The organism is Streptomyces sp. L500, assembly GCF_054551825.1.
Map to the genome: position 1 here is coordinate 51,787 of NZ_JBTOLC010000008.1, position 22,819 is coordinate 74,605.

The window sequence follows — 22,819 nt, forward strand, 5'->3', positions numbered from 1 at the left end:
TGGTGCAACGTGCCCGGAAGTGGTCGTGGACGGGGGTCACCCTCCCATGGGTCACCTCCCCATGACCACCGAGCGCGGGTCGAAGCCGAACGGCAGCTCCAGGCGGTGGGCCCGCATGGTGTCCTCGTCGCACAGCAGCTCCCCGGTGGGCCCGTCGGCGGCGATGACGCCGCCGCTGAGGATCACCGAGCGCTCGCACAGCTCCAGCGCGTACGGCAGGTCGTGGGTGACCATGAGCACGGTCACGTCCAGCGAGCGGAGGATGTCGGCGAGCTCGCGCCGGGAGGCCGGGTCGAGGTTGGAGGAGGGCTCGTCGAGGACGAGGATCTCCGGCTCCATGGCCAGGACCGTGGCCACCGCCACCCGGCGCCGCTGCCCGAAGGACAGGTGGTGCGGGGGCCGGTCGGCGAAGTCCGCCATGCCGACCCGGTCCAGGGCGGCGTGGACGCGTTCCTCCAGCGCCGCCCCGCGCAGCCCGGCGGCGGCCGGGCCGAAGGCCACGTCCTCGCGGACGGTCGGCATGAACAGCTGGTCGTCCGGGTCCTGGAAGACGATGCCGACCCGGCGCCGCACCTCGGCCAGGTTCGGCTTCGTCACCGGCAGCCCGGCCACCCGCACCGAGCCCACGCCGCTGTCACCACCGCCGCCGAGGATGCCGTTGAGGTGGAGGACGAGGGTGGTCTTCCCGGCGCCGTTGGGGCCGAGGAGGGCCACCCGCTCCCCGCGCCGGACGGTCAGGTCGACGCCGAAGAGGGCCTGGTGGCCGTCGGGGTAGGCGAAGGCCAGTCCGGAGACCTCGAGGGAAGGGGTCTCGAGGGAAGGGGTCTCGAGGGAAAGGGTCATGTCAGGGTCCATCCCGTCAGGCAGACCGCCAGCGCGGCCAGTGGCAGCGCGGCCGCGTGCGTCCACTGCGCACGGGTCGCGGTCACGTCGTCGATCACGGGCATCACGCCCGTGTACCCCCGGCTGACCATCGCCAGGTGGACGCGCTCACCGCGCTCGTACGAGCGGATGAACAGCGCCCCCGCGGACTTGGCCAGCACCCCCCAGTGGCGCACCCCGCGCGCGGTGAAGCCGCGCGACTCCCGGGCGATGCGCATGCGCCGCATCTCGTCCGTGACCACATCGCCGTAGCGGATCATGAAGGACGCGATCTGGACGAGCAGCGGCGGCATCCGCAGCCGCTCCAGCCCCAGCAGCAGCGCCCGCAGCTCGGTCGTCGCGGCGAGGAGCACGGAGGCGGCGACGCCCAGGGTCCCCTTGGCGAGGATGTTCCAGGCGCCCCACAGCCCGGGCCCGCTGAGCGACAGCCCCAGCACGTCCACCTTCTCGCCGGGGACGACGAACGGCATCAGCAGCGCGAAGGCCACGAACGGCACCTCGATCAGCAGCCGCCGCAGCAGGAAGCCGTACGGCACCCGGGCCGCGCCCGCGACGGCCGCGAGCAGCAGCGCGTACAGCCCGAAGGCCCACACCGCCTCGCGCGGTGTGGCGACGACGACGAGGACGAAGCAGAAGACGGCGGCGAGCTTGCAGTGCGGCGGCAGCTCGTGGACCGGCGAGCGGGCGTGCCGGTAGAGCTTGTGCGCGTGTCCGGCGCCCATGTCAGACGGTCCCGGAGACGGGAGCAGCGGATTCCGCCCGGTTCCGGCGGCGGCGGACGACCACGAAGACGCCCGTGCCCACCGCGAGGGTGGCCCCGACGCCGATCACACCGGCCAGCCCGCCGGAGAGCCGGGCGTCGCCGACGTCCTTGACCTGGTAGTCCGCGAGCGGGGAGTCCTTGGCCGCGTGCTGCTCGGCCCTCGCGTCGATGCCCTTGTCGTGGGCGACCTTCTCCAGCCCGTCCGGGCTGGTGGAGGCGTAGTAGCTGACGAACCCGGCGAGCGCCAGGGCCAGCACGAGACCCACGCCGGCGATCTTGCGGACCGGGCGGGGGGCGGCCTTCGACACCTCGACGGGGACGACCGTCCCGTCCGCCCTGCGGATCTCCAGCGGCTTGGCCAGCCCCCGCGCCCCGTAGACCAGGTCGGGGCGGACGGCCACGACCGCGCCCACGGTCAGCGCCGTGATGACGGCCTCGCCGACGCCGATGAGGACGTGCACGCCGACCATGGCCGTGGCGACCTTGCCGATGGGCACGTCGGTGGTGCCGCCCAGCGCGTAGATCAGGGTGAACGCGCCGGCCGCCGCCGGGACGGACACCAGCGCGGCCACGAAGGCGGCGGCCGTCACGGAGGACCGGCGCCGGGGCAGGGCCTTCGCCAGCAGCCGGAAGAGGGCGTAGGCGACGACCGTCGTGACCACCGCCATATCGGTGATGTTGACGCCCAGGGCCGTGAGCCCGCCGTCGGCGAACAGCACGCCCTGCATCAGCAGCACCACGGATATACAGAGGACCCCTGTGTAGGGGCCGACGAGTATCGCCGCGAGCGCTCCGCCCAGCAGATGGCCGCTGGTGCCCGCCGCGACGGGGAAGTTCAGCATCTGCACGGCGAAGATGAACGCCGCCACCAGCCCCGCGAGCGGCGCGGCGCGCTCGTCCAGCTCGCGTCGCGCGCCGCGCAGGCAGACCGCGACGGCGGACGCGGCGACGGCCCCGGTCGCCAGGGACACCGGGGCGTTGATGAACCCGTCGGGTACGTGCATGACGGTTCTCCGTCTCTCCGTCTCTCCGGCCACCTGGGGCGGCCGTGATGTCCGGCCGTCGGTCCGGCCGTGAACCGCTCGATGATAGGGGCGTCCTGCGAATCAGTGGCAAGAGCGTGTGCGGCGCGACTGCGCGCCCCTCGCCGGGGCCCGCGCCCCACCGTCCGACGCGGGCCGGATCACCTCCGGGGCCAGTCGAGTGATTCGCCCTCCCTCAAGGCATATGTCCCGTTCAACGGTTCACTCGTCATGACGGCCATCTCTGCTCAGCCCCTGGCTGCGGAGCCACCGAAGGAGGTCCCATGCGATCGCAGGAGATATCCGTGCGCCGGTACCGGCGGCCGTTCCTCGCGTCCACCGTCACCGCCGCCGCCCTGCTGCTGGCAGCGGGTCCGGGCACCACCGCCCGGGCCGTGCCACCGACCGGCACGGATCACGCGCGGCCCCGGGCGGCCGGACTGCCCGGCGACTACGACGAGACCGCCTGCGAGGGGCCGTCACCGGACGAGGGGGACATCTACTCGCGGCCGCCCGTGCCCGGCCCCGAGTCCGACCCGCCCGGCGGCAAACCCGCGCGCCCCGCCCCCTCCGCCCCGGCCAGACCCCCGGAGCGCGCACCGCACGGCTCCGCGGCCGGGGCCGCGCCCGCGCACCACGGCCGCGCCCTGTCCAAGCGCGTGTCCAAGCGCGTGCCCACGAGGTGGCCCAGGAACCTGCCCGGCCGCGACGAGGCCACGCGCATGCTGGCCGACCTGGACGTCAGGCCCCTGCGGGGCGAGGGCTACGACCGCCGCTACTTCGGCGCGACCTGCTGGGCGCGGCACGGCCTGGACCAGTGCACGACCCGCGAGGTCGCCCTGAAGCTGTACTCCGTCGTGCCGGCCACGCTCCAGGGCAAGTGCCGGGTCGTCGGCGGCCAGTGGCACAGCGAGTACGACAACAGGACGCTGGCCGACCCTGTGCACGTCGACGTCGACCACGTCGTGTCGCTGCGCAACGCCTGGGGCGCGGGGGCGCGCGAGTGGCCGGCGGAGAAGCGGCTGGAGTTCGCCAACGACCTGACGGCCTCCCCGGAGCTGATCGTGGTGTCCACATGGGGCAACCGCCGCAAGGGCGACAAGTCCCCGGACCAGTGGCTGCCGCAGGACCCGCTCGGGCAGTGCCTCTACAGCCAGGCGTGGATCGGGGTGAAGGACTACTACGGGCTGAGCGTCACCCGGGCCGAGAAGGACAAGCTGCGGCAGGTCCTGGACGCCTGCCCCGACCGGGCCCCTACGGACGGCCCGGGCCGCCCGAGCCGCCCGAACCGTCCGGACCACCAGCCGCAGGGGGACCACCCTGACCGGCAGCCCCAGGGGGACCGTCAGGACCGCCCTGGCCGGCAACCCCAGGGAGACCGCCAGAACCGGCCTGACCGGCCCGACCACCAGAAGGACCACGGCGGGCAGGACCGCCAGGACCGTCCCGACCACCAGAAGGACCACGACCGGCAGGTCCGGCCCGACAGGAACGATCGCCACGACCGGGACGACCGGGACAGTCGGGACGACCGCTGACACGAAGTCCGGTATGTCGCCTACCGGCGCGACGTGGCTGGTCGCGCCCACGCGGCGGTAGCCGCATACCGCCACCGCCCCGCGCCCCTACGGGGCGCTGCCCGGCCGCTTAAAGAGCCGCCCGGCTGCCGGTGCTGACCGGCGCGGTCGCCTGCGCCGCCCGCCGGGCGGCGTCGGCGACCTGGTCGGCGGTCAGCACATAGCCCGTCTCCGCGTCCGTCGTGGAGCGGGCGAAGACCACCCCGTACACCTTCCCGGTGGGGGTCAGCAGCGGTCCGCCCGAGTTGCCGGGGCGGATCGTGGAGCGGACGGAGAAAACCTCGCGCGTGGTGATGCCGTCGCCGTAGATGTCCTGGCCCTTGGCCCGGACCTCGTTGGCGACGATCGCCGCGCGCAGGTCGAGCCCGCCGTTCTCGGGGAAGCCCGCGACGACGGCCGCGTCGCCGCGCTTGGCGGTCTTGTCGAAGGGCAGCACGGGCGCGTCCAGGCCGGGGACGTCCAGGACGGCGACGTCCGTGTCCGGGTCGAAGAGGACGACCTTCGCGTTGTACGCCCGCCCGACGCCGCCGACCTTCACGGTCGGGTCGCTGACGCCGGCGACCACGTGGGCGTTGGTCATCACGTGCTCGTGGGAGAAGACGAAACCGCTGCCCTCCTGGCCGCGCCGCCCGTCGCCGCCGACGTTCGCCACGCCCTCGACCTTGACGACGCTGCGCCGGGCGGCCCGGCTCGCGTCCGCGGTCACCATGTCCCCGCTGGGCTTGGGGACGCTGGTGGCGGGCTCACTCTCGAAGGGGTTGAACACCTGCGGGAACCCGGCCCCGGCCAGCGCGTCCGTCGTCCGGCTGAACCAGGTGGGCGCCTGCTCGGGCATCGCCCTGTGCACCGCGCCCAGCAGCTTCGACTCCTTGATCTCCCGGGTGAGGGAGGCGGAGTTCGCCGAGACGAGCACGCTCGCGGCCACCCAGCCGACCAGCAGCACGGCCAGTGAGGCGGCGGCCGCGCCGGCTATGCCGTCGAGGCCGCGCACCGGCGCCCACGTCAGCCGGGACCGCAGCCGCCAGGCGAACCGGCCGGCGACGGCGTGACCGATCACGGCCGGGATCAGCACGACCAGGACGGCGGCGACGGCCGCCAGGGACGTTCCGGGCTCGAAGGGCTCCAGGGCGTAGGGCAGCGCCCACACGCCCAGCACCGCGCCGCCGAGGAACCCGGCGAACAGCACGACGCTCGCCACCAGGCCCCTGCGGTAGCCGGACACGGCGTAGCAGAGGACGAGCAGCAACAGCAGCACATCGATCAGGTTCAACGCGAAGCCCTTTCCTTCACACGCGTCCCCCGACCGCGCCCACCTGCGTGGACTTAGGAAAACGCAGGCACAGCGGGTGGCGGTTCCCATTCCGCCCGAATTCATGGCGTACCCCACGCAGCCGCCCACCGGGGCCGGCGGAAGGGGGACCGGGGTCCCTTTCTCCGCCGCGACGGCGCCCGGCCCGAAAACAAGCGGCCCGGCGGTGCCGGACCCCGCCGAAGCGGGACCGTACCACCGGGCCGCGAGGCACCGGGAATGCCGCGTCAGACGCGGACGGGCTCCCGCTCCCCGTCCGGGTCGGGCGAACCGGCCTCGGCGGAAGGCGCGAGCGTCTTCTGCAGGGCCTCACCCTCCACGTCCACGTTCGGCAGCACCTTCGCCAGCCACCCCGGCAGCCACCAGGCCGTCCGGCCCAGCAGGGCGAGGACCGCCGGCACGATCGCCATCCGGACCACGAACGCGTCGAAGAACACCGCGATCGCCAGGCCGAAGCCGATCATCTTGATCATCTGCTCGGACGAGCCGATGAAGCCCGCGAAGACGCTGATCATGATGATGGCCGCCGCCGTGACGACCCGCGCGCCGTGGCGGAAGCCGGTCACGATGGCCTCGCCCGGGCGCTCGCCGTGGACGAAGGCCTCGCGCATCCGGGTCACGAGGAAGACCTCGTAGTCCATGGCCAGACCGAAGACGACACCCACCATGAAGATCGGCATCATGCTCATGATCGGGCCGGTCTCCTCGACCCCGAAGAGCGAGCCGAGCCAGCCCCACTGGAAGACCGCGACGACGGCGCCGAGCGCGGCGACCACCGACAGCAGGAAGCCCAGCGCGGCCTTCAGCGGCACCAGGACGGACCGGAAGACGACCATCAGCAGCAGGAAGGCCAGACCGACGACGAGCCCCAGGTACGGCAGCAGCGCGTCGTTGAGCTTCTGCGAGACGTCGATGTTCATCGCCGTCCCGCCGGTGACGAGGACCTTCGCGCCCGTGTCGGAGGCCAGCGCGTCGCGCTCGCCGCGGATCGCGTGGACCAGGTCCTCGGTCTGCTTGCTGGTGGGCTTGGACTTGGGGATGACCAGCAGGGTGGCTGTGTCACCGGCCTTGTTGAACTGCGCGGGCGTCACCATGGCGACGTCGTCGAGCTTCGCCAGGGTGTCGTGCGTCTTCTGCGCCGCGGCCTTGGGGTCCTTGGCGTCCTTCAGGTCCACGACGTTCAGCAGCGGGCCGTTGAAGCCGGGGCCGAAGCCCTCGCTCAGCAGGTCGTAGGCCTTGCGCTGGGTGGTGCTCTTGGAGGCGGCGCCGTCGTCGGGCAGGCCGAGCTCCAGGGAGGCGGCGGGCACGGCGATCGCGCCGAGGCCGATCACACCGGCCGCGAGCACCAGCAGCGGGCGGCGCAGCACGACGCGGGCCCAGCGGGTGCCCATGTTCGGCTTGTCGCCGGCGGCCGCGGCGGGGCCGCCCTTGCGGATCTTGCGGGGCAGCACCTGCTTGCCCGCGAAGCCCAGCAGCGCGGGGATGAGCGACAGGGCGATGAGGACGGCGATGGTGACCGTGCCGGCCGCCGCCATGCCCATCTTCGTCAGCATCGGGATGTTGACGACCGCGAGGCCGGCCAGCGCGATGACGACGGTGAGGCCCGCGAAGACCACCGCGGAACCGGCGGTGCCGACGGCGCGGCCCGCCGCCTCCTCGCGCTCGCGGCCCTCGGCGAGCTCCGCGCGGTAGCGGGAGACGATGAAGAGGGCGTAGTCGATGCCGACCGCGAGGCCGATCATCATGGCGAGCGTCGAGGTGTTGGCGGAGAGGTCCAGGACGGGCGCCAGGGCGGCGATCGAGGAGACGCCGATGCCCACGCCGATGATGGCGGTGAGCAGCGGGAGCCCGGCCGCGACCAGCGAGCCGAAGGTGATCACGAGGACGACCGCCGACACGGCGATGCCGATGATCTCCGAGCCGCCCTCGGGCATCTGCTGGAGGACGCTGCCGCCGACCTCGACGGTCAGCCCGGCGTCGCGGCCGTGCTGGGCGGCGTCCTTGAGCTCGGTGCGGGTGTCCTCGGTCAGGTCCGTGGACTTGACCTTGTACGCGGCGGAGGCGTACCCGATGGCCTGGTCCTTGTTGACGGCCTGGCCCTGGAACGGGTCGACCGCCATGGCCACCTGGGGGCCGCGCTTGATCTCGGCGACGACCTTCTCGACGGCCGCCTTGTTCTTGGGATCGGTGAGCTTCTGGCCCGCCGGGGCCTTGAAGACGACGCGGGCGGAGGCGTTCTGCTCGGTATTACCGGGGAATCGTTTCTCCAGGAGGTCGAAGGCCTGCTGGGCCTCCGTGCCCGGTATGGAGAAGTCGTTGTTGGTGGACTTGGACGCCGTGGCGGCGCCCGCCCCGGCCAGGACCAGCAGCAGCACCCATATGAGGGCGAAGTACCAGCGCCGTCGGAAGGACAGCCTTCCGAGTCTGTAGAGGAACGTGGCCACGAGTGTGGTGCTCCCGTCGGATCGGTGGTGCAGGGAACTGGAAGTGGGAACCAGCCCGACGGGAGCGGTACGTCAGGTGGGGCCTCAGTGTGGGTGTACGTGGGGGGTGGTCATACGCCGAGAGCGGGGATGATCACGGCGTCGACGTAGTGGGTGAGGAACTCGGCGTCGGGTGCCCGGTCCTCGATGAGCGGACGGGCCAGGAAGCCGCCGATCATCATGTGCGCGACGAACGGGATGGCGGGGTTGTCCGCCGCCAGTTCGCCACGCCCGACCGCGCGCCGGAGCATCTCGTCCATCCATCCCATCTCGGGCTCGACGAGCACCTCGCGCAGCGCCCGGTGGAGTTCCGGGTTGGTGTGCACGGCGTGCCCGAGCCCGCGGAGCAGGGCGGTGTCCTTCTCCATCTGCTCGGTGTCGGCCTGGCACACCATGGCGTGGAGGTCACCGCGCACCGTGCCGGTGTCGATGCCCTCCAGGCTGCCCGGCTTGTTGTGCCGCAGGGCCTTGGCGACCAGCTCCGGCTTGCCCTTCCACTGGCGGTAGAGGGTCGCCTTGCTGGAGTGCGTCCGGGCGGCGACGGCGTCCATCGTCAGGGCGTCGTAGCCGACCTCGCGCAGGATCGCGAGCACCGCCTCGTAGAGCTCGGCCTCGCGTTCGGGGGTCAGCCGGGTGCGGCGGACCGCCGGCTTGGGTGGTTCCGTGGCCATACCGCATCTTCCTTCCCCCCGTCGCCGTACGAAACGGTTTCGTACCGTACGAGCGTAAGCCCGGCCGTCATCGAAACGACATCGTTTCGATGGTGTTCTCCGTCACGAACCGAGTTGCCGGGGGATCTCGCGGCCGAAACCATTGACGCGTGAGCGATGCCTACATCCGCTTCCCGCACGTCCACGGCGACCTTCTCTGCTTCGTGGCGGAGGACGACCTCTGGCTGGCCCCGCTCGGGCCGCCCGGGGCCGCCGCCGGGCGGGCCTGGCGGCTGACCGTGGACCGCACCCGGGCCGGACACCCCCGCTTCTCCCCCGACGGGCGTCAGATCGCCTTCACCAACTGGCGCAGTCTGGATCCGGAGATCCACCTCGTGGACATCGAGGGCGGGCCCGCCCGCCGGCTGAGCTACTGGGGCAGCACCGACACCCGGGTCTGCGGCTGGGCGCCCTCGGACCGCAACGGCGGCCACGACATCCTCGCCGTCTCCTCGCACGGCCAGCCGTTCTCGTACTTCTCCTGGGCCTACCGGCTGCCCACCGCCGGCGGCCCCGGGCTGCGGCTGCCCTGGGGGCCGGTGTCCGACATCGCGATGGGCGAGGTCGACGGCGAGCACCGCACCCTGCTGCTGGCCGGCAAGCCGCCGCACGAGCCCGCGTCCTGGAAGCGCTACCGGGGCGGGGCGACGGGCCGGCTGTGGCTCCACGGCACCCGGCTGGTGCCGGACCTGGGCGGCCACCTGGACTCGGTGATGTTCGTCGACGGCCGGATCGCCTTCCTCTCCGACCACGAGGGCATCGGAAACCTCTACTCCTGCCGGCCCGACGGTTCGGATGTGCGCAGACACACCGACCACGCCGACTTCTACGCCCGGCACGCCGCCACCGACGGCTCCCGCGTCGTCTACCAGTGCGCGGGCGAGGTGTGGCTGGTGGAGGACTTCTCCCCGGGCGCCGTCCCGCGCAGGCTGGACCTGCGCCTGGGCGGGCCGCGCGCCGGGCGGCGCCCGTACCAGGTGCACGCGGCCCAGAACGTCGGCTCGCTGGCCGTGGACACCACCGGCCGGGCCAGCGCCGTCGGGGTGCGCGGCAGCCTGTACTGGCTCACCCACCGCGACGGCCCGGCCCGCGCCATCGCCGACACCCCGGGCGTACGGACGCGGCTGCCCGAGATGCTCGGCTCCACCGGCCGGATCGCCTATGTGACGGACGCCGAGGGCGAGGACGCCATCGAGATCGCCCAACTGCCGCGCGCCTCCGGGCCCTCCGAGCCGCGCCGGCTGGCCGGCGGGCGGCTGGGCCGGGTGCAGGAGCTGCTGTCCTCGCCCGACGGCGAGCGGCTGGCCGTCGCCGCGCACGACGGGCGGCTGCTGCTCGTGGACGCCTCGGCCGAGGGGACGGGCGAGGTCACGGAGCTGATCAAGTCCGCCAACGGGCCCGTGCGCGACCTGGCCTTCTCCCCCGACTCCGGCTGGCTGACCTGGTCCCACCCGGGGGTCGGGCGCTCCCTGCGGCAGATCAAGATCTCCCGGCTGGCCGACCGGCTGATCGTCGACGTCACCAACGGCCGCTTCGAGGACGAACAGCCCGTCTTCACCCGCGACGGCCGCTACCTGGCCTTCCTCTCCTGGCGCGGCTTCGACCCGGTGTACGACGTCCACACCGGCGACCTCTCCTTCCCCCTGGGCTGCCGCCCCTACCTCGTCCCGCTGTCCTCCGCCACGCCCTCGCCGTTCGCGCTGTCCACGGAGGGCCGGCCGGCGGGCGGCGGGCTCGACCTGGACGACACCGGGGACCACGAGGGCGCGCTGGTCGTGGAGGTGGAGGGGCTGGAGAGCCGGGTGACGCCGTTCCCGGTGGCCGCCTCGAAGTACTCCTCGCTCCACCCCGTCGCCGGCGGCGGCCTGGTGTGGCTGCGCTGGCCCATCTCCGGCGCCCTCGGCGAGACCTTCGCCAGCCCCACCGACGTCTCCGGCAAGCCCACGCTGGAACACTTCGACCTGGTCAAGGCCAAGCGCACCGAACTCACCTCCTCCCTCGACTGGTACGCGGTCAGCGGCGACGGCACCCGGCTCGTCGTCAACGACGACGGCGACCTGCGCGCCGTCCCCGCCACCGACACCCCCGACCCCGACTCGACCGTCTACATCGACATGCGGCGCATCCTCCACGAGGCCGACCCCGCCGCCGAGTGGCGGCAGGCCTACGCCGAGGCGGGCCGGATCGTCCGCGCCTACTTCTGGGAACCGGGCATGTGCGGCATCGACTGGGACGCGGTGCTGGAGCAGTACCGGCCGCTGCTCGAACGCGTCGCCTCCCCCGACGAGTTCGCCGACCTGCTCCGCGAGGTCCTCGGCGAGCTGGGCACCTCCCACGCCTATGTCACCCCCGCCCGCCGCAACGAGGGACCGCCCCACTACCAGCGCGCCATCGGCCTGCTCGGCACCAACCTCACCCACCGGAAGGACGGCTCCTGGACCGTGCGCCGCGTCCTGCCCGGCGACTCCTCCGACTCCAAGGCCCGTTCCCCGCTGGCCGGTTCGGGCATCCGCGAGGGCTGGGCGCTCACCCACGTCGACGGCCGCCCCGTCGACCCGGTCACCGGCCCGTACCCGCTGCTCGCGGCGGCGGGCGGCACGACCGTCGAGCTCACCTTCCGCCCGCCCGAACCGGACGGCCACCCGCGCCGCGTCGCGATCGTCCCCCTCATCGACGAACGGCCGCTGCGCTACCAGGACTGGGTGACCAAGCGCCGCGCGGTCGTCCACGAGCTCAGCGGCGGCAAGTGCGGCTACCTCCACATCCCCGACATGGGCGGCTCCGGCTGGGCCCAGTTCAACCGCGACGTGCGGATGGAGATGTCCCGGCCCGCCCTGATCGTGGACGTGCGCGGCAACGCGGGCGGCAACATCAGCGAGCTGGTGGTGGAGAAGCTCACCCGCACCATCATCGGCTGGGACCTCACCCGCGACGCCCAGCCCGTCTCGTACGCCTCCAACGCGCCGCGCGGACCGGTCGTGGCCATCGCCGACGAGATGACCTCCTCCGACGGCGACATGATCACCGCCGCGTTCAAGCTCCAGGGCATCGGTCCGGTCGTCGGCCTGCGCACCTGGGGCGGCGTCGTCGGCATGACCGGCCGCCACCGGCTCGGCGAGGGCACGTCCATCACCGTGCCGATGAACGCCGCCTGGTTCGGCGCCTACGGCTGGGGGGTGGAGAATCACGGCGTCGAGCCCGACATCGAGGTCGACCGGACCCCGCTCGACTGGGCCGAGGGCCGCCACAAGCAACTGGACGACGCGGTACGGGTGGCGCTGGACCTGCTGGAACAGCACGGCGCGACGAACCCGCCCGACTACTCCGACGTCCCCGACCTGCGCCGCCCGAAGCTCCCGCCGCGCGGGTGAGCACGCACGAGTGAGGGGCGCGCCCTGCTGCTGGGCGCGCCCCTCACTGCTGCGGTGCCGTCAGATGTCGTCCTGGATGTCGTCCAGGGACTCCTGCCGGCCCTGCTGCTGACGCTGCTGCTGCTGTTGCTGCTGCTGGCCCTTGACCTTGTCCTGCGTCTGCTGGCCGCGCTGCTGGGCCTGCTGCTTGGCCTGCTTGGCCTTCTCCTTGGCCTGCTGGGCCTTGCCCTGCATCTCGTCCTTGATGCCCATGCGTACTCACTCCTAAGGGGTGATCGGGGAAGTGGGCCGCGACCAGCCTCACACGGCCCCGCGCCCCCCGCATGTCGATCAGTGACGCTGCGTGCGCGCCTCCGTATCGGCCTCCGTGCGCGCCTTGGCGTCCGCCTCCCCGCCCGCGCCGACCAGCCCGAACCGTGCCCCGGCCAAGCGGGGTTCGGCGCGCCGCATCTCGCGCGGGCCGCCCAGGGCGACCAGTGCCGGGAGCGCGCCGCGCAGCGGCTGCAGCGCGCGCAGCCAGCCCTGCCCGTAGACGTGCGCGGAGCGCCGCTCTATGCCCGTCACCAGCCGGTCGACCGCCGGGCCCAGCGGGTACGTGCGATTGGCCGGCCACGGCAGCCGCCGCCGCAGCTCCCGCATCACCTCGAACTCGTCGGCCCCGCGCACCATGTCGGTGTCGGTCCAGCTCAGATAGGCCACGCCGACGCGTACGCCCTTGTGGGCGACCTCGGCACGCAGTCCGTGCGCGTACGCCTCGACGCCCGCCTTGGACGCGCAGTACGCGGTCATCATGGGCGCCGGGGTGATCGCGGCGAGGGAGGCGATCTGCAGCAGATAGCCACGGCTCTCGGTGAGGACGGGCAGGAAGGCGCGGCCGGTGACGGCGCTGCCGATGAGGTTGACCTCGATCACCCGCCGCCAGTCGACCGGGTCGGAGCCGGCCAGCGGGCCGCCGGCGGCGACACCGGCGTTGGCGACGACGACGTCCACCTTGCCGAAGCGCGCCTTGACCTCCGTGGCCACGCCCGCCATCGCCTCGTGGTCGGTGACGTCGGCGTGCCAGTGGGCGGCGTCGCCGCGCAGCGTCCGGGCGACCCGGCGCAGCTCGTCGGGCTCCAGCCCCACCAGCGCCACGCTCGCGCCCCGCGCGGACAGCTTCCGTGCCAGCGACTCCCCCACGCCGCGCGCGGCGCCGGTGACGACGGCGACCTGACCGTCGAGGCTCGTCCGGGGCCTCATCGCGCGGCTCCCACGACCGCGGCCCGGGGCGCTCTCAGCAGCTGGTACTCGGCGAGGTCCACCCGCCGGGTGACCTTGCGGAACTCCGCCGTCGTGCCCGGCCAGACCGTGGTGTTGCGGCCCTGTGCGTCGAGGTACCAGCTGTCGCAGCCGGTGTTCCAGACCGTGCGCTCCATCCGGCGCTGGACACCGCGGTTCCAGGCGCGGACGGCGGAGGGGCGGGCGTCCAGGGCGGCCCGGCCGCCGATGGTGTCGAGCTGGCGCAGGAAGTCGGCCATGTAGTTCAGCTGGGCCTCGATGATGAGGATCATCGAGTTGTTGCCCAGGCCGGTGTTGGGGCCTATGACGAAGAGGAAGTTGGGGAACCCGGCGGCGCTGGCGCCGCGCAGGGCCGCCATGCCGTCCTTCGCCCACTCCTCCGCGAGCGTCGTGCCGTTGGCGCCGGTGACGCGGTCGGCTATCGGCATGTCGGTGGTGTGGAAGCCGGTGCCGAAGACGACGACGTCGGCCTCCGTCTCCGTGCCGTCGGCGGCCACGAGCGTCGCGCCGCGCACTTCGGCGAGGCCGGAGGCGACGACGTCGACGTTGGGGCGGGCGAGCGCGGGGTAGTAGTCGTCGGACAGCAGGATGCGTTTGCAGCCGATGCGGTAGTCGGGCAGCAGCTTGGCGCGCAGGGCGGGGTCCTTGACGGCCCTGCGCAGATGGGCTGCGGTGACGCGCTCCATGAGCCCGAGCCGGTCGGGCCACTTGGTGAACAGGCCGACCTGCATCTCCCGTACGCCCCACAGCGAGCCGCGCCGCAGCAGGCCCGTGGCCGGGACCTTCGCGTGCAGCCAGCGCTCGGCGGCGGTGATCCGGCGGTCGAAGCGCGGCAGCACCCAGGGCGGGGTGCGCTGGAAGAGGGTGAGCCGGGCGGCCTCGGGCTGGATGGCGGGCACGATCTGCGCGGCCGAGGCCCCGGTGCCGATCACGGCCACGCGCTTGCCGCGCAGCTCGGCGTCGTGGTCCCAGCGGGCGGAGTGGAAGACGGGCCCGGGGAAGTCCGCCAGCCCGGGGACGTCCGGGATCCGGGGGTCGGAGAGCGGGCCGGTGGCGGAGACGACGACGTCGGCGGTCCAGTCGTCCTTGGTGGTGCTGATCTCCCAGAGCAGCCGCTCGGCGTCCCAGCGCATCGCCAGCACCTCGGAGCCGAAGCGCAGGTGCGGGCGGAGCCCGAAGGTGTCCGTGATGCGCTCCAGATAGGCCCGTATGTGCGGCTGGCCCGAGAAGCTGCGCGGCCAGTCGGGGTTGGGGGCGAAGGAGAAGGAGTAGAGGTGCGAGGGGACGTCGCAGGCGCAACCGGGATAGGTGTTGTCCCGCCAGGTGCCGCCGACGGAGTCGGCGCGCTCCAGGACGACGAAGTCCGTCACGCCCTCGCGGCGCAGCCGCACGGCCGCGCCCAGCCCGCCGAACCCCGACCCGATCACCGCCACGCGCACGTGGCGTCCGCGCTGTCCGACCTCTTCGTGCTCGACCATGCCGTCGCCTCCCGGTCCCGGTTCCACAGAAGCACCCGCCGCCCGACCGTGCCAGCGCTCACTGGCACGGTCGGAGCGTAGGGCAGGGACGGGGCGCGGCGATAGGGGCCGGGGGCAAGGAAGTTACCGGCGGTCGCGCGTACGCTTCCCGCGTGGCGAACGACGGGAAGCGCGAGTACCGGACGGCGGAGCTGGCCGCGGAGGCCGGCATCACGGTGCGCACCCTGCGCTTCTACCGCGAACGCGGCCTCCTCCCGGCGCCGCGCCGCGAGGGCCGCATCGCCTGGTACGGCGAACACCACCTGGCCCGGCTGCGCACGGTGGCCGCGCTGCTGGACCGGGGGCACACGCTCGGCGGCATCGCCGAGCTGATCGCCGCCTTCGAGGGCGGCCGCGACGTGGGCGAACTCCTGGGCACGCCCTGGTCGGAGGAGACCACGGTCCGGCTGACCCCGGAGGAGCTCGCCGACCACTTCGCGGGCGAGGTCACCCCGGAGAACCTGGCCGCCGCCCTCGACATCGGCTATCTCGCCGTGGACGGCGAGGAGATCGTCCACATCAGCAGCCGCCTCCTGGACGCCGCGACGGCCCTCGTCCGCGCGGGCATCCCCCTCTCCACCGTCCTCACGACGGCCCGCGAGGTCCGCGCCCACGCGGACGCGCTGGCGGGGATGTTCACCCGCCTGGCGCGGGAGCACGGGGTCGCGGACGAGGCCGAGTTGACGCGCCTGCGCCCGCTGGCGCGGACGGTGGTGGACGCGGAGTTCTCACTGGCGATGGACCGGCGGTTGCGCGAGCCGGGTACCCGGTAGGCCCCGAACGGTCACGACTTCGGGAAGGGCGGGAGCTCCGCGTGCCGGACCGTGTAGCCGCCCTTGGTGACCGGGGCGTAGGGGGCCGAGGCCATGCACGTGCCGACGTCGGAGGAGACCGGCTCCTTCGCGCCCTTGTCGCCGTCGCGCAGGACGTTCACCGCCGCCCAGGAGAAGCCGACCCGGTCCTTGGACTTGTGGCCCGCCTTCTCCTTGCCGCCGTCCAGGACGCTGAAGCCGAGGCGCTTGCCCACCCACTCCTGCGGGCCGCCCTGGCTGACCTTGGTCATCACCGCCGTGAGGGACGCGACGCCCGGACCGGTGACGAGGCAGTCGACCTTGCCCTCGGCGGTGAAGGTCTTGCCCAGCGCGGCGACGTAGTGGGAGACGTTCACCGTCCCCTCCGCGTCCGTCGGCAGACCGCTGGGCAGCCCGGCCAGCGGCCGGCTGTAGGGCTTGGCGTGGGCGTCGAAGGCGAAGGAGCGGACGTCCTTGTCCGGCCAGTACGGGAGCTCGAAGCTCGCCGCCCCGGTCACGCTCGCGCGCTGCGGCGCGGCGTCGGACGCCGCCGCCGCGTTCCCGGCGGCGCCGCCGAGGGTGACCGTGGCGGCCAACGCGACGCCCAGCGCGGCGACTTTGCGCGAGCGAGCGGAAAGGAGGGCGGACGATGCGAGTGCCATGGCGTTTCTCCCGAGGAGGACGGTGAAGCTGCGGTTGCTGCCGAACTCATCGTTCAGCAGCGCCCGCCGCGGCCCATCCGTCCCCGGGCGGAACCCGCCCGGGTCCCCTCCGCCACGAGGCGATCCGCCATCCGCCCGGAGGACTACCGCGCCTCGTAGGCGGCCGTCACCGGCGCGTGGTCCGACCAGCGCAGGTCGTGGCTCGCGGCCCGCTCGACGACCGCCTTCACCGCCCGCTCGGCCAGGCCCGGCGTCGCGACCTGGTAGTCGATGCGCCAGCCGGAGTCGTTGTCGAAGGCGCGGCCGCGGTACGACCACCACGAGTACGGGCCCTCCACGCCGGGGTGGAGGGCGCGGACGACGTCCACGTACTCCTCGAAGACCTTGCCGAGCCACTCGCGCTCCTCGGGGAGGAAGCCGGCGCTCTTGCGGTTGGCCTTCCAGTTCTTGAGGTCGGCCTCGGTGTGGGCGATGTTCCAGTCGCCGCAGACCAGCACCTCGCGGCCGTCCGCCGCCGCGCGGGCCTTGAGGCCCACGAGGTGGGGCAGGAACTCCGCCATGAAGCGTTCCTTCTCGTCCTGCCGCTCCGTGCCCACCTCGCCCGAGGGCAGGTAGAGGCTGGCCACGGTCACACCGGGAAGATCGATCTCCACGTACCGGCCGCTGCCGTCGAACTCCGCCGAGCCGAAGCCGACGCGCGTCGCGTCCGGCTCGCGCCGCGAGTAGAGGGAGACGCCCGCGCGGCCCTTGGCCGCGGCCGGGGCGTGGACGACATGCCAGCCCTCGGGGTCGCGGACCTCGTCCGGGAGCTGGTGGGGCTCGGCGCGGACCTCCTGGAGGCACACGACGTCGGCTTCGGTCTGCGCGAGCCACTCGACGAAGCCCTTCTTGGCGGCGGCGCGCAGTCCGTTCACATTTGCGGTGGTAACGGTGAGCATCCGGGCACGATACCGACTCCCGAAACCCGGTGCCGCCGGGCGTCGGCGCGCACGTACCATCGCCGCATGGAGATCGTGCCGGTCGCCTACGACCACCCGGACGCCGTAAAGCTCAATGACCAGGTGCAATTGGAGTACGTCGAGCGGTACGGGGGCGGGGACGACACCCCGCTGGACCCGGCGCACTTCGCCCCGCCGCGTGGCCTGTATCTCATCGCGTACGACGCGGACGGCGAGCCGGTCGCCACGGGCGGCTGGCGCGCGATGGAGCGCGACTCCGAGGGCGGCGTGGGGTACGCGGACGGGGACGCCGAGCTGAAGCGGATGTTCGTCATACCCCGGGCCCGGGGGCTGGGCCTGGCACGGCGCATCCTCGCCCTCCTGGAGACCGACGCCCGCGAGGCGGGCCGCGCCCGCATGGTCCTGGAAACGGGCGACAAGCAGCCGGAGGCCGTGGAGCTCTACGTCTCCAGCGGCTACGAGCCGGTTCCGGCCGAGCTGAAGTTCGGTTACTACCGCGAGTACGACAGCAGCCGCTGCTTCACCAAGCCGCTCGGCTGACCGCCGTGGGGGTTTCCCGCGCCTTCGGCGCGGGTTTCGCCCACCGGCCCACCCGATCGCCCGGAACCGCTACGACCCCCCGTGCCCGGTGGCGATGGCGGCTTCCACCTCCGCGCGGACGCGTTCCGCCGGGTAGCGGCGGACCTCGCCGAAGGGGGTGAGGGCCCGGTCGACCGGGCCCGGGTCGTCCTCGCGGACCTCGGCCATCAGGACCGTGCTGCCCGGCGGCACCTCCGCCGCCAGCATCTCCAGGGCCGCGTTCGACGCCGTGGCCGCGCGGGCGTCGTGGGCGCCGCCGATCAGGCCACCCGCGCCGAAGCCGACCAGGACGCCGAGCGGGCCGCCGAGGATGCCCAGCAGTCCGCCGAGCAGCCCGCCCATGGCGAAGGCGGTGGCCGTGCCGGTGTTGTCGACGGCGTCGGGGAAGTCGAGGGCGCCCTCCGCGTCCCGGGCGATCACGGCGCCCTCGCGCAGGGTGATCTCCCCGTCGGAGTGGACGCGGCGCAGGGCGTCCAGCGCCTTGTGCCCCTTGGCGGGGCCGGTGACGTTCAGGAAGAGGACGTTGTCGTTCACGGCATCCACTCTTCAGCCTGCCGCCGCACCCCGCACGTCAGTCGCCGTCGTCCGGCGGAGCGGACGCGGACGTGGACGCGTCCACGTCCGCGTCCACCTCCCGTATCGCGTCGCTCAGGTCGAGCACCGCCTCCGCTCCCCCGCCCGGCGGGTTGGTGAAGGAGAGCCGGGCGCCCAGCACCCGCGCCTGGCCGACCGCGATCGTCAGCCCCAGGCCGAGCCCGGCCCGCGAGCCCGTGCGGAAGCGCTGCGGGCCGTGGGAGAGGAGCTGCTCGGGAAAGCCGGGGCCCCCGTCGCATATGCGTATGACGCCGTCGTCGACCTCGGCGACGACCTGCCCCGAGCCGTGCCGGAAGGCGTTCGTGACGAGGTTCGCCAGGATCCGCTCGACGCGGCGCGCGTCGGTCTCGACCAGCCGGTCGCGGACCACCCGCACCTCGACCTTCTCCCCCGAGGCCGCCGCCCGCACCGCCCGCCGGGTGAGCTCGCCCAGCGCCCGTACGTCCGTCTCGGCGTGCTCGGCGTCCGCGTCGAGGCGGGCGACCTCCAGAACGTCCTCCATCAGGGTGCGCACCCGGTGCGAGCGTTCCCGGACGAGCTCGGCGGGCCGGCCCGGCGGCAGCAGCTCCGCCGCAGCGACCAGGCCCGCGACGGGCGTGCGCAGCTCGTGGGCGATGTTGGCGGTGACCTCGCGCTCGGCCTGGAGGCGGGCGGCGAGCGCGTCGGCCATGGTGTTGACCGCGTGGATCAGCCGGGCGAGCTCGTCCTTGCCGCCCCGGGGCCGCAGCCGGGCGGTGAGGTCGCCGTCGGCGATCCGCTCGGCCGTCCGCGCGGAGGCGTTGAGCCGGCGCCCCGCGACCGTCGCCAGGGCCACCCCGACGACCCCGGCGAGGGCGGTGCCGATGCCGCCCGCCAGCCACAGGACCTCGTCGAGCTCCTCCAGATTGCGGATCTGCCGGGTGTAGGGGTGTTTGAGGACGACGACGTCGTCGCCCACGCGCGTCGCGGCCCACAGCGTCGGCTCGGGCCCGGAGCGGTCCAGGTAGGTGGCGCGGCGGCCCCGGTCGACGGCACGCCGCAGCGGCTCGGGCAGCCGGTGGGGGTTGAGGATCACCCGGGGGCGGTCGAAGCCCGCCGCGTGGTCCTCGGCGGCGGACACGACGCGCTGGTCGAGGGACTCGCGCGCGGTCTCCAGCTGGTTGAGGGCGGTGCGGTGGTGCACGACGAGGCCGATGAGGACGGAGACGACCGCGGCGGTGGCCGTGATGGCCACACCGATCTTCGTACGCAGACCCATCGACTGAAGTCTCCTCGGCTGGGGGCAGGCTCCGCGCGCTCAGCGCGGTGGCTGCTGGGGGACGAAGAGCCGCAGGTCGCGCAGCTCGTTGTGCTGCCCGGACGGGAGCCCGTCGACGACGACCACGGCCCGCCCGTAGTAGGCGGAACGATCCTTCCGCACCAGGCCGGTGAAGGTGACCTTCGCCGGGTAGCTCCTGGTCCGGCAGGCCGGCAGGCACCAGCCCCCCGACGCCTCCCCGGTCGCCTCGGCGGCCGGGCCGCCCCAGGACAGCCACCGCAGCCCGGTGAGCCGTACGGACTCCCCGGCCTCGAAGGACGCCGGACGGCGCAGCGAGGGTTTACCGGGGCCCTCGACCACGTAGACCGGGCCGGTGAGGGGGCTGGTGGAGGGCCGGGCGGGGCCCGCGTCCCGGAGCCCGCCGGGTTCGGAGCAGGCGCAGAGCAGGACGCCCAGCAGCCCGGCGGCGAGAGCGGTGGCACCGGGCGTCGCACGAAGGGCACGAAGGGGTCGCACAGGTCGTCGTCGCATCGGTCGTCGCACAGGTCGCACTGACTTCCTCACGCCGTCGGGACAGGACCGGACTGGACGAGCGGGACGCGCAGGACGGACCGGACGGCCACCACACCCCCGGACGCCCCCGCCATTAGCAGGTCCCCCGAGGCCCGCGGGGCCATTCGTGCCAAATGTAACCGGTGTGGCTGGTTCGACGCCCGTGCCCTTGACCGATTCCCGACGGGGACTCATAGGATCTCCGCGCTCAAGTGGTCCAGTCCAGCCAGTCGTCAGCCGACGGCCGGGAGCCGGCCCGTAGCCGGTCGCCGGCCGGCAGGCCGCGGCGCCACGGTGGAGGTCACTCATGCCCATCGCCCGTCGTACGATCCTCGGCGCGCTCGCCGGGACCGCCGCACTCGGCACGGTGGGGGTGCCCTCCGCCGGGGCGGCCCCGGCCGGGGCCGCCGCCTCCGCGCTGGCCCGGCTGCTGCCGCGCCACCACGACCAGGTCACCTTCCGCACCGTGCCCCGCCGGAACGGCCACGACGCCTTCCGGGTGTCCGGCACGGCGGGCCGGATCACCGTCGAGGGCACCACGGCGGCCGTCCAGCTGACCGGTTTCCACCACTACCTCCGGCGCGTCGCGAACGCCCACGTCTCCTGGCGCGGCGAGCAGACCAACCTCCTCCCGGCCCGGCTCCCCGCCGTCGGCGAACCGGTCGCCGCCACGGCCAACGTCGCCCATCGCTTCGTGTTCAACGACACCAACGACGGCTACACCGGCCCGTACCACGACTGGGACTACTGGGAGCGCGAGCTCGACGTCCTCGCCCTGCACGGCTTCAACGAGGTCCTCGTCTACGCCGGCGCCGACGCCGTGTACCACCGCACGTTCATCGAACACGGTTACAGCGACGCGGAAGTCCGCGCGTGGGTTCCCGGCCCCGCCCACCAGCCGTGGTGGCTGATGCAGAACATGGCCTCCTTCGGCGGGCCCGTCTCCCCGGAGCTCCTCGACCGCCGCACCGCCCTGGCGCGGAAGATCGTGCGCCGGCTGCGCGAGCTGGGCATGACCCCGGTGCTGCCCGGCTACTTCGGCACCGTCCCGCCCGGCTACGCCGAGCGCAACAAGGGCGCCCGGACCATTCCGCAGGGCGGCTGGTGCGGCTTCGACCGCCCCGACTGGCTCGACCCCCGCACCCCCCACTTCGCCGCCGTCGCCCGCACCTTCTACCGGGTGCAGCAGGAGCTGTACGGGGCGACGGCCATGTACAAGATGGACCTGCTGCACGAGGGCGGCTCCCCCGGCGACGTCCCCGTCGGCGCGGCCGCCAAGGCGGTGGAGAAGGCGCTGCGCGCGGCCCACCCGGACGCCGTCTGGGCCATCCTCGGCTGGCAGCACAATCCGCGACGGGAGATCGTCGACGCCGTCGACCGCTCCAGGATGCTCGTCCTCGACGGCATCCCCGACCGCTTCCCGAAGATCACCGACCGGGAGCGGGACTGGGGCGGCACGCCCTACGCCTTCGGCACCATCTGGAACTTCGGCGGCCACACGGCGCTGGGCGCCAACGCCCCCGAGTGGGTCTCGCTCTACGAGCGGTGGCGCACCAAGCCGGGCAGCGCCCTGCGCGGCATCGCCGTGATGCCGGAGGCCGCCGACACCGACCCGGCCGCCCTCGCCCTCTTCTCCGACCTGGCCTGGACCTCCGGGCCGGTCGATCTTGGGACGTGGTTCGGGCAGTGGGCCGTCACCCGCTACGGGGCCGCCGACTCGGGCGCCGCCCGCGCCTGGGACGCCCTGCGCCGCACCGCCTACGGCACCGGACGCGCCGACAGCTGGAGCGAGCAGGCCGACGGCCTCTTCGGCGCCCGCCCCGACCTGGCGGTCGACCACGCCGCGAGCTGGTCGCCGCGGCAGCTGCGCTACGACGCCGCCGAGTTCGAGGCGGCCCTGCCGGCCCTGCTGTCCGTGGCCCCGCCCCTGCGCGCGAGCTCCGCGTACCGGGCCGACCTCGTGGACGTCGCCCGCCAGTGCGTCGCCAACCGCGGCCGGCTGCTGCTGCCGCGCGTCAAGGCCGCCTACGACGAGGGCGACCGCGAGCGCTTCGGCGACCTCACCCGGCAGTGGCTGGACTGGATGGACCTGCTGGAGCGGATCGTCGCCACGGACGACCGCCATCTGCTGGGCCGCTGGCTGTCCGCCGCCCGCGCCTGGGGCTCCTCCGACGCCGAGCGCGACCGCCTCCAGGCCGACGCCCTCACCCTGCTCACCGTCTGGGGACCCCGCCACGCGGCGGACGCCGGCAAGCTCCACGACTACGCCAACCGCGAGTGGGCGGGCCTGGTCGGCGGCCTCTACCGGTTGCGCTGGCAGACGTACTTCACGGAGCTGGAAACGGCCCTGGACGAGGACCGCGCCCCGAACCCCGTCGACTGGTTCGCCCTGGAGGACCGCTGGACCCACAACCCGACGGAGACCCGCACCCGCCCGACGGGCGACATCGTCCGCATCGCGCGAACGGTGGCGTCACGGCTGTAAACGGCTGAGGACCCCCCACCGGCGCAAGCCGACAGGGGGTCCCCGGAA

Annotated in this window: 19 protein-coding genes; 5 read left to right on the plus strand and 14 right to left on the minus strand. The window is 73.5% G+C overall.

Going from position 1 to position 22,819, the window contains the following annotated elements; genetic code table 11:
• Nucleotides 1-51: 51 nt before the first annotated feature.
• From ACX9I7_RS10870 to ACX9I7_RS10880, 3 genes are read right to left on the minus strand one after another with little or no spacing between them, the layout of a single operon-like run.
• Nucleotides 52-843 (minus strand): energy-coupling factor ABC transporter ATP-binding protein, encoded by a 792-nt coding sequence (locus tag ACX9I7_RS10870; RefSeq protein WP_459387165.1) that lies wholly within the window; start codon nt 841-843, stop codon nt 52-54.
• Nucleotides 840-1,604, minus strand: a complete 765-nt coding sequence (gene cbiQ, locus ACX9I7_RS10875) for a cobalt ECF transporter T component CbiQ (RefSeq protein WP_358625728.1) — start codon at nt 1,602-1,604, stop codon at nt 840-842. The genes ACX9I7_RS10870 and cbiQ overlap by 4 nt, the downstream gene beginning before the upstream one ends.
• A gap of 1 nt (nt 1,605) precedes the next feature.
• The gene (locus ACX9I7_RS10880) at nt 1,606-2,649 is read right to left on the minus strand and encodes an energy-coupling factor ABC transporter permease (protein WP_387568718.1); all 1,044 of its coding nucleotides are present in this window, start codon (nt 2,647-2,649) and stop codon (nt 1,606-1,608) included.
• A 302-nt stretch (nt 2,650-2,951) separates the two neighbouring features.
• Here ACX9I7_RS10880 and ACX9I7_RS10885 point away from each other — a divergent pair, with 302 nt between their 5' ends.
• On the plus strand, nt 2,952-4,205 hold the full coding sequence (locus tag ACX9I7_RS10885; protein ID WP_459387166.1) for a GmrSD restriction endonuclease domain-containing protein: 1,254 nt from the start codon (nt 2,952-2,954) through the stop codon (nt 4,203-4,205).
• A gap of 109 nt (nt 4,206-4,314) precedes the next feature.
• On the opposite strand, the gene ACX9I7_RS10890 is transcribed toward ACX9I7_RS10885, so the two are convergent.
• From ACX9I7_RS10890 to ACX9I7_RS10900, 3 genes are all read right to left on the minus strand, one after another.
• Nucleotides 4,315-5,514, minus strand: a complete 1,200-nt coding sequence (locus ACX9I7_RS10890) for a MarP family serine protease (RefSeq protein WP_387568724.1) — start codon at nt 5,512-5,514, stop codon at nt 4,315-4,317.
• A gap of 266 nt (nt 5,515-5,780) precedes the next feature.
• The gene (locus ACX9I7_RS10895) at nt 5,781-7,997 is read right to left on the minus strand and encodes an MMPL family transporter (protein ID WP_459387167.1); all 2,217 of its coding nucleotides are present in this window, start codon (nt 7,995-7,997) and stop codon (nt 5,781-5,783) included.
• A 110-nt stretch (nt 7,998-8,107) separates the two neighbouring features.
• Nucleotides 8,108-8,707: a TetR/AcrR family transcriptional regulator gene (locus ACX9I7_RS10900; protein WP_387568729.1), complete on the minus strand. Its 600-nt coding sequence runs from the start codon at nt 8,705-8,707 to the stop codon at nt 8,108-8,110.
• A 149-nt stretch (nt 8,708-8,856) separates the two neighbouring features.
• Between ACX9I7_RS10900 and ACX9I7_RS10905 the strand changes: the two genes are divergently transcribed.
• Nucleotides 8,857-12,117, plus strand: coding sequence for a S41 family peptidase (locus ACX9I7_RS10905; protein WP_459387168.1), 3,261 nt, complete (start codon nt 8,857-8,859; stop codon nt 12,115-12,117).
• A 60-nt stretch (nt 12,118-12,177) separates the two neighbouring features.
• Here the strand turns inward: ACX9I7_RS10905 and ACX9I7_RS10910 are convergent, their stop codons facing one another.
• The 3 genes from ACX9I7_RS10910 to ACX9I7_RS10920 form a co-directional block, all read right to left on the minus strand.
• Nucleotides 12,178-12,369: a hypothetical protein gene (locus ACX9I7_RS10910; RefSeq protein WP_387568734.1), complete on the minus strand. Its 192-nt coding sequence runs from the start codon at nt 12,367-12,369 to the stop codon at nt 12,178-12,180.
• Between the two features lie 78 nt (nt 12,370-12,447).
• Nucleotides 12,448-13,356 carry an SDR family oxidoreductase gene (locus tag ACX9I7_RS10915; protein WP_459387169.1) on the minus strand — a complete coding sequence of 303 codons (909 nt, stop codon included), beginning with the start codon at nt 13,354-13,356 and terminating at the stop codon, nt 12,448-12,450.
• Nucleotides 13,353-14,873 carry a flavin-containing monooxygenase gene (locus ACX9I7_RS10920; protein ID WP_387568740.1) on the minus strand — a complete coding sequence of 507 codons (1,521 nt, stop codon included), beginning with the start codon at nt 14,871-14,873 and terminating at the stop codon, nt 13,353-13,355. The genes ACX9I7_RS10915 and ACX9I7_RS10920 overlap by 4 nt, the downstream gene beginning before the upstream one ends.
• A gap of 152 nt (nt 14,874-15,025) precedes the next feature.
• On the opposite strand from ACX9I7_RS10920, the gene ACX9I7_RS10925 reads away from it, so the two are divergent.
• Nucleotides 15,026-15,685: a MerR family transcriptional regulator gene (locus tag ACX9I7_RS10925; RefSeq protein ID WP_387568743.1), complete on the plus strand. Its 660-nt coding sequence runs from the start codon at nt 15,026-15,028 to the stop codon at nt 15,683-15,685.
• Nucleotides 15,686-15,696: 11 nt separating this feature from the next.
• Here ACX9I7_RS10925 and ACX9I7_RS10930 read toward each other — a convergent pair whose 3' ends face one another.
• Together ACX9I7_RS10930 and ACX9I7_RS10935 are read right to left on the minus strand one after the other, a co-directional pair.
• A complete protein-coding gene (locus tag ACX9I7_RS10930; protein WP_459387170.1) occupies nt 15,697-16,365 on the minus strand; it encodes a hypothetical protein in 669 nt (222 codons plus the stop codon).
• Nucleotides 16,366-16,508: 143 nt separating this feature from the next.
• Nucleotides 16,509-17,303, minus strand: coding sequence for an exodeoxyribonuclease III (locus ACX9I7_RS10935; RefSeq protein WP_459387171.1), 795 nt, complete (start codon nt 17,301-17,303; stop codon nt 16,509-16,511).
• Between the two features lie 66 nt (nt 17,304-17,369).
• Here ACX9I7_RS10935 and ACX9I7_RS10940 point away from each other — a divergent pair, with 66 nt between their 5' ends.
• On the plus strand, nt 17,370-17,864 hold the full coding sequence (locus tag ACX9I7_RS10940; protein ID WP_459387172.1) for a GNAT family N-acetyltransferase: 495 nt from the start codon (nt 17,370-17,372) through the stop codon (nt 17,862-17,864).
• A 69-nt stretch (nt 17,865-17,933) separates the two neighbouring features.
• Here ACX9I7_RS10940 and ACX9I7_RS10945 read toward each other — a convergent pair whose 3' ends face one another.
• The 3 genes from ACX9I7_RS10945 to ACX9I7_RS10955 are packed head-to-tail and all read right to left on the minus strand — an operon-like array spanning nt 17,934 to nt 20,250.
• Entirely contained in the window at nt 17,934-18,437 is a 504-nt protein-coding gene (locus ACX9I7_RS10945) for a DUF1269 domain-containing protein (RefSeq protein ID WP_387568754.1), read from the minus strand.
• Between the two features lie 37 nt (nt 18,438-18,474).
• Nucleotides 18,475-19,734 carry an ATP-binding protein gene (locus tag ACX9I7_RS10950; RefSeq protein ID WP_459387173.1) on the minus strand — a complete coding sequence of 420 codons (1,260 nt, stop codon included), beginning with the start codon at nt 19,732-19,734 and terminating at the stop codon, nt 18,475-18,477.
• Between the two features lie 39 nt (nt 19,735-19,773).
• Nucleotides 19,774-20,250: a hypothetical protein gene (locus tag ACX9I7_RS10955; RefSeq protein WP_387568760.1), complete on the minus strand. Its 477-nt coding sequence runs from the start codon at nt 20,248-20,250 to the stop codon at nt 19,774-19,776.
• Between the two features lie 343 nt (nt 20,251-20,593).
• Here ACX9I7_RS10955 and ACX9I7_RS10960 point away from each other — a divergent pair, with 343 nt between their 5' ends.
• Entirely contained in the window at nt 20,594-22,771 is a 2,178-nt protein-coding gene (locus tag ACX9I7_RS10960; RefSeq protein ID WP_459387174.1) for an alpha-N-acetylglucosaminidase, read from the plus strand.
• The last annotated feature ends 48 nt before the right edge of the window (nt 22,772-22,819 follow it).

Bases quoted from the DNA above. Each gene is read 5' to 3' on its own strand.
- ACX9I7_RS10870 (WP_459387165.1), bottom strand. From the start codon at position 843: ATGACCCTTTCCCTCGAGACCCCTTCCCTCGAGACCCCTTCCCTCGAG.
- cbiQ (WP_358625728.1), bottom strand. From the start codon at position 1,604: ATGGGCGCCGGACACGCGCACAAGCTCTACCGGCACGCCCGCTCGCCG.
- ACX9I7_RS10880 (WP_387568718.1), bottom strand. From the start codon at position 2,649: ATGCACGTACCCGACGGGTTCATCAACGCCCCGGTGTCCCTGGCGACC.
- ACX9I7_RS10885 (WP_459387166.1), top strand. From the start codon at position 2,952: ATGCGATCGCAGGAGATATCCGTGCGCCGGTACCGGCGGCCGTTCCTC.
- ACX9I7_RS10900 (WP_387568729.1), bottom strand. From the start codon at position 8,707: ATGGCCACGGAACCACCCAAGCCGGCGGTCCGCCGCACCCGGCTGACC.
- ACX9I7_RS10910 (WP_387568734.1), bottom strand. From the start codon at position 12,369: ATGGGCATCAAGGACGAGATGCAGGGCAAGGCCCAGCAGGCCAAGGAG.
- ACX9I7_RS10915 (WP_459387169.1), bottom strand. From the start codon at position 13,356: ATGAGGCCCCGGACGAGCCTCGACGGTCAGGTCGCCGTCGTCACCGGC.
- ACX9I7_RS10920 (WP_387568740.1), bottom strand. From the start codon at position 14,873: ATGGTCGAGCACGAAGAGGTCGGACAGCGCGGACGCCACGTGCGCGTG.
- ACX9I7_RS10930 (WP_459387170.1), bottom strand. From the start codon at position 16,365: ATGGCACTCGCATCGTCCGCCCTCCTTTCCGCTCGCTCGCGCAAAGTC.
- ACX9I7_RS10935 (WP_459387171.1), bottom strand. From the start codon at position 17,303: ATGCTCACCGTTACCACCGCAAATGTGAACGGACTGCGCGCCGCCGCC.
- ACX9I7_RS10940 (WP_459387172.1), top strand. From the start codon at position 17,370: ATGGAGATCGTGCCGGTCGCCTACGACCACCCGGACGCCGTAAAGCTC.
- ACX9I7_RS10950 (WP_459387173.1), bottom strand. From the start codon at position 19,734: ATGGGTCTGCGTACGAAGATCGGTGTGGCCATCACGGCCACCGCCGCG.
- ACX9I7_RS10960 (WP_459387174.1), top strand. From the start codon at position 20,594: ATGCCCATCGCCCGTCGTACGATCCTCGGCGCGCTCGCCGGGACCGCC.